The organism is Desulfosporosinus sp. BICA1-9 (assembly GCF_000802135.1).
Genome location: NZ_JUEE01000025.1, coordinates 1 through 5144, shown reverse-complemented (window position 1 = coordinate 5144; position 5144 = coordinate 1). Strand labels below are relative to the sequence as shown.

5 protein-coding genes are annotated in these 5144 nt (G+C 40.7%); 1 reads left to right on the top strand and 4 read right to left on the bottom strand.

Annotated features, from left to right (window positions below):
* Together JL57_RS36195 and JL57_RS02875 are read right to left on the bottom strand one after the other, a co-directional pair.
* Positions 1 to 260, bottom strand: a 260-nt coding sequence (locus JL57_RS36195; RefSeq protein WP_366556971.1) for a DUF6431 domain-containing protein, incomplete at its 3' end; no start/stop codon positions are given.
* Between the two features lie 590 nt (positions 261 to 850).
* Positions 851 to 1210 carry a response regulator gene (locus JL57_RS02875; RefSeq protein WP_034140555.1) on the bottom strand — a complete coding sequence of 120 codons (360 nt, stop codon included), beginning with the start codon at positions 1208 to 1210 and terminating at the stop codon, positions 851 to 853.
* A gap of 436 nt (positions 1211 to 1646) precedes the next feature.
* On the opposite strand from JL57_RS02875, the gene JL57_RS02870 reads away from it, so the two are divergent.
* Entirely contained in the window at positions 1647 to 1859 is a 213-nt protein-coding gene (locus JL57_RS02870) for a helix-turn-helix domain-containing protein (protein WP_034140554.1), read from the top strand.
* An 888-nt stretch (positions 1860 to 2747) separates the two neighbouring features.
* Here JL57_RS02870 and JL57_RS02865 read toward each other — a convergent pair.
* Positions 2748 to 3353, bottom strand: a complete 606-nt coding sequence (locus tag JL57_RS02865; RefSeq protein WP_291299624.1) for a hypothetical protein — start codon at positions 3351 to 3353, stop codon at positions 2748 to 2750.
* Between the two features lie 485 nt (positions 3354 to 3838).
* On the bottom strand, positions 3839 to 5144 hold a 1306-nt coding region (locus JL57_RS02860; RefSeq protein ID WP_034140553.1), incomplete at its 5' end, for a penicillin-binding transpeptidase domain-containing protein.

Below are 5144 nucleotides of genomic sequence, written 5' to 3'. Positions count from 1 at the left end.
CCCGCCGAGGTCACGAGATTTTCCGCGATTTTCACCAAAGATACCCCAGCTAACTGTTGACGGATCACTTCTTCTTTAACTTCCCACGCCACCTGATGGTGTTCCTTCATAAAGTTAGGAAGAAATGAGGTAGCTTTTCCACACTCGCAACATTTAAATCGATAGATTGATAGGACGTACGCCTTTAACAAGGTATACACGATTCGTTTAAAACTTCCATGTTTATGCAACATCGCCCTTGCCAAGCAATGAGGACACACCTTAGGACGCAAGTGATTAGGACAACCATGGACAAACTTTTCAATATATAACTGGACAGTCCATATTTCTTCATGTAAACTCAAATTGGTAGTAACCAATGGGAAAGAGGAAACTAGGCTGGCCGGCCAATGATGTTTCCTCTTTCTTTTATCCTTCTTTTCAGATTGTCATGCGATCTACTTTGACACATGACAACCATTATCCAACGGCAACGCCAAACAAGTCAAGAAAAAGACGCTCCTTTAACGTCAGTTAAAGTGAGCGCCCACATTATCCAAGTAAATCACCTCCTTTCGTGTCATCTCTTCATTACTCACCTCCTTTCGCACCTAAACCCAAGAATAACAATTATAATATTTCAATAGAAATGAACGTTTCTTTACCCTTCGTGGAAGTATTCAATATTTCAACTCATTAAAATAAATTTCGAGCTTGAAAGAGTTATATTCTGCAAAATATCTCACTATTTTTAGCTGTTGGGTTATGTTAGGTAAAAAAAATAGACCTAACGCCTTTTGAGGTTTAGGTCTATATATCTGTTTTATAGAGTTTGCGTCTTGAGTAAGCACCTATATTGGTTTATTAGGACTTACAAATACTTCGTAATTATCTTTCCGAGTTCATCGGGACGAAATGGTTTAGATATAAAATCAATTGCACCGAGGTTTAATGCTTCATCGACAATATTACTTGAGCAACAAGCACTACACATAATAACCTTTGCCGTCGGGTCAAAAGAGATGATTTCTTTAAGGGTAGACAACCCATCCAGTTCTGCCATAGTGATATCCAGAATCGTGAGTACAGGTATATTTGCTTTATAAAGCTCAATCGCTTCAAAACCGTTCTTAGCTTCCAAGATGTCAATGTGACCTAAGCGAACTAAAACCTGACGAATCATCATTCGTACAAAACTCGCATCATCTACGACCAGAACTTTACAAATCATTTTAATAGGTTCCCCTCGATTTTTTTTTAAAAACGAGCCGACACCTCAAAACATTCATTATCTATATCTTTCAAGATTTGCAATATAAATCGAGGATAACCTCATGTTTCTAAGAGCTAAAGCATCGGAATATTTGTTTATTTTTTGCCCCATTGAAAAATCTAATCCAGCAGAGCGACAATTTGCGAATATTCACCTATGAAACCTCCTTTGGTTGTCTTAATTGACAGTATAATGTTAATATTGCCATCCCTTATTTAAAAAATTCAAAGCCTATCTAGCCTTGCAATTACGTTATCGTCTTAGTTAATAACATGGTATACGCAAAAAAAGTCGCATAATTATAACCTAATGTCACTTATAGTCTGTAGACCTAAAGGCTACAAGTATTCTATCATTCGTATTAATGTAATGTCAATCAGATGGTAGTGATATAGTGTCTAGTAATATTAGAATTCCTTTTGGCAACCGTGTTCGAAAATTGAGACAAGCCCAAGGTATTTCGCAAGAAGAACTTGCATTCAGTAGTGACTTACATAGAACGTACATCTCGGACATTGAGCGTGGAGCCAGAAACGTCTCGTTAGACAACATCAACAAAATCGCAATCGCCTTAGATGTTGCTCCAAAGGACTTATTTGATTTTTGAATTTCCGCATCCCACGGAAGCAGTAAAAAATACTTATAAAGTCTCGTTTTTGGTGTCACTAATTTATGTTCACGATTCTTGCAGAAGCATCCAGAAATACTACAATTAAAAAGTATAAACTAATGCATCAAAAAAGAGAGGCGAATTGTTCGCCTCTCTTGTCTTTTAGGTTTATATAATCAATGCCCCTTTCCCTAACAAAACGTAGCATCTCAACCATCAAATGTTCTTCAGTAACCTAATTCAATCAAAGACCTCCCGAGCATTTTACTCTGAGAGGTCTTTTTTTCTCTAGGATTTTACCAAAATAAGTCTATATATGTAGTAAACCGTTATATTAAAATCACTCCAACTTTTCCAAAGCCTTGTAGTAGCAATAACATACAACCCAGTGCACTAAGTATGAGATAAATGTCCAACCGATATGCCAACCGTTTCCGTAGACGACCTTACCGAAGAGAACACCTAACCATTCCAAGAAAGTGGCAATAATGGTTAGCACGAGTATAACTAATCCACACCCTTGGGACAAACATTCCAAGGCAAAACACCGAAGACGAACCCTTAAAGATGTTATTCTGCAATAAGGGGAAACCTTATTAGAATAGGCTGGGCAAAAAAACTACCGCCGTTTTTTCGTTAGGTCAATAATTTCGCTTATTGGGTCGATAATGCTACGCTTGGATAAAGAGAAGCGCCGAGGTCTTTTTCCGACGCTTTTGGTTTCTTATTATGCTACGAAGGCAACGTTGCAATCGCCACAATTGATATTTAATTCTTTGATCGCCCTTACGATTGCGCCGCACGTTGGGCAAGTGTACTTAATGGAATTGGACTTTCGAACCTTGGCGCCCGTCTTCGGGTTGACGTCTTCGTCGCCTTTTTCGCCTACCGTACCTTTCGCCGCTTGGGTTGCGAAGTCCATCCGGGCAACGTTGAAAACTGTCTCGTCCAAGCCCCAACCTTCATTCTGTAAATTACGCTATTTTGCTCTTTAGAATTTTTTGCCGATATGAAAGCCGCCATCAGTAGTTGAGGAACCAAGCACACAATAAAAATGATTGCTAAGACTTTAGGGACATTCTCAAACCCACCGTAGTTACCATTCACTCCGTGGTTGTACATATAACAATTAATTTGGGTGCCTACCACTAATAGAAAAAGTCCAACAAAGCTCGTTACAGTCGACACCAGACCAATTTTAACACTTCTACTGATTCGATATAAGACAAGGAAGCTAATGACATTGACAATAACCAAGAGCAGAACAAACCTAATACGAGGGGATACTTCGGATAAGTAAATAGCTGTCAGGATAAACCCTTGACACCAAATTATGGCTTTACTTATATTCCTTGGAGCAAAAATAGCTGCAAGTGAAGATATGATCACAAACACTCCGACTAGGTAAATTAGTTCTCCTAACATTGGGATATATATCCCAAGCACTATTTGGTTTCCCACCCCAATAATTCGTAATAGATTGTAACCCATATCCGCTGTCCCTAAAATACCTAGAACTAAAAGTATTCCTATACCCAGGCCAATAAGCCTAGGTCTATGAGCACGGTCAAGCTGCACGTGATAAAAACAGAAGCAATACAGTATTCCCCTTTTTGATGAACTATAAAGAAAAAATGGAACTAAGAGGATATATACCAATGAAAAATGAAACTTTCATGTGCCATTTGGTCCGACGTTGCTGTAGGCTAGTTTCCTTTTATTCTTCTTTGGTTTTCTCACATGCACACCCTTCTCTGCCACTTGTGCTAAATCTCTGTTTCCTTCCTTTGCCTGGAAACTCCCTATGGACGTCTTACAAACGAAAACTTATTATCACGAAATCAACCATAGGTTGGGGTTTGTGAGATATCTTAAATCAGTAAAATAAAAATAACTGGGCAATTTGAATTGGGTCAGCCCAGTTATTTTTTTCAAGATTTTATCATTCGTGATCGGATGATCATCGGACTCGCTTTTCAGTTCCCATTCGTGGACTTCCAACCAAAATACTTCATAAAAGCCGCCTTTGCCACATAACCTGCTGTACTTCCACCACTCTCCCCAAACTCGACAACCCCAGCGAAGGCAATCTGAGGATTATCATAAGGGGCAAACGCCACAAACACCCCATTGTAGGACCTCTCTAAAGCCGTGTTAACGTTTCCGATCTGGGCTGTTCCAGTTTTAGCTCCCCCGGTAAATTCCGGCAGATCTGCGAAGATCCCTGAAGCCGTTCCAGCATCATCTCCTTCACCAGTAACTACGGCGCGCATCCCTTGTTTGACCGCATCTAAATTAGCTGGAGAAATTGTTACGGTGTTGATAACCTTAGGTTGGTACTGCTGAGCTACCTCCCCTGTGATCGGATTCAACAGTTTATCGACCACATACGGAGTATAGCGCTTTCCACCGTTTACCAAGGTCGCCGTGTAATTGGCCAATTGTAAAGGGGTATAGCTGTTATATCCTTGCCCAATGGAATTGTTGAAACTGTCGTAGAGCTTCCAGTCTACATTTTCATAAACCTTTTGCTTATATTCATCTTCGACTGCATTTTTCTCAGCGTCTTTCTTCGCTTGCAGCTTCTGGCGGCTTAACGCATCCGGGGCCTGCTCCAGTTTGACTGAGTAATCGGCCTCAATGCTTGCCAACTTTTTATCGCGTGCCTTAATATAAGTTGGACCAAAGTACGCTTTCTTCCATTCCGCTGAAGGTGCGATTCCTAATGCTTCTCCTGGCAAATCTATACCACTTTCTACACCTAGCCCAAATTCATTGGCGATTTGGCGTACAAATTCCGGATTGGAATCAAACACTCGGCGACCGATAACTTGAAAATATATATTAGAAGATTTGGCCAGCGCTCGATACAGATTGACAAGGCCAAAGTCGTTCCCTCCCCATTCGGCCGTACCTTGTTGCTGAGCAGCGAGATTTCCCAATGAGGCCTTTTTATCATCAATGAGTTCAGTCGGCGTTGTCAAGTTGAGTTTCAAGGCCGCCATCGCTGTCACCATCTTGAAGGTTGATCCCGGTGCATACACCCCAGACAACGCTCTATTCAGGGAAGCCGCTGGCGCGATTTCATTTGTAAAATACTTCTCAAACATTGCCTCGGAAATAATGCCGGTCAAATCGTTAGGATCCATCCCAGGCCTAGAAGCCATAGCAAGAATCTTGCCTGAATTTACATCCATCACCACGGCAGCCCCAGATTTTGCATTGGGATTAGTGTTCTTTTGAACATCTGCAATCACTTGATCGAGGCTTTCTTCCACAACC

What these genes read in the sequence shown, in the direction of transcription:
- JL57_RS02875 (WP_034140555.1), bottom strand. Translation starts at nt 1,210, where the DNA reads ATGATTTGTAAAGTTCTGGTCGTAGATGATGCGAGTTTTGTACGAATG.
- JL57_RS02865 (WP_291299624.1), bottom strand. Translation starts at nt 3,353, where the DNA reads ATGGGTTACAATCTATTACGAATTATTGGGGTGGGAAACCAAATAGTG.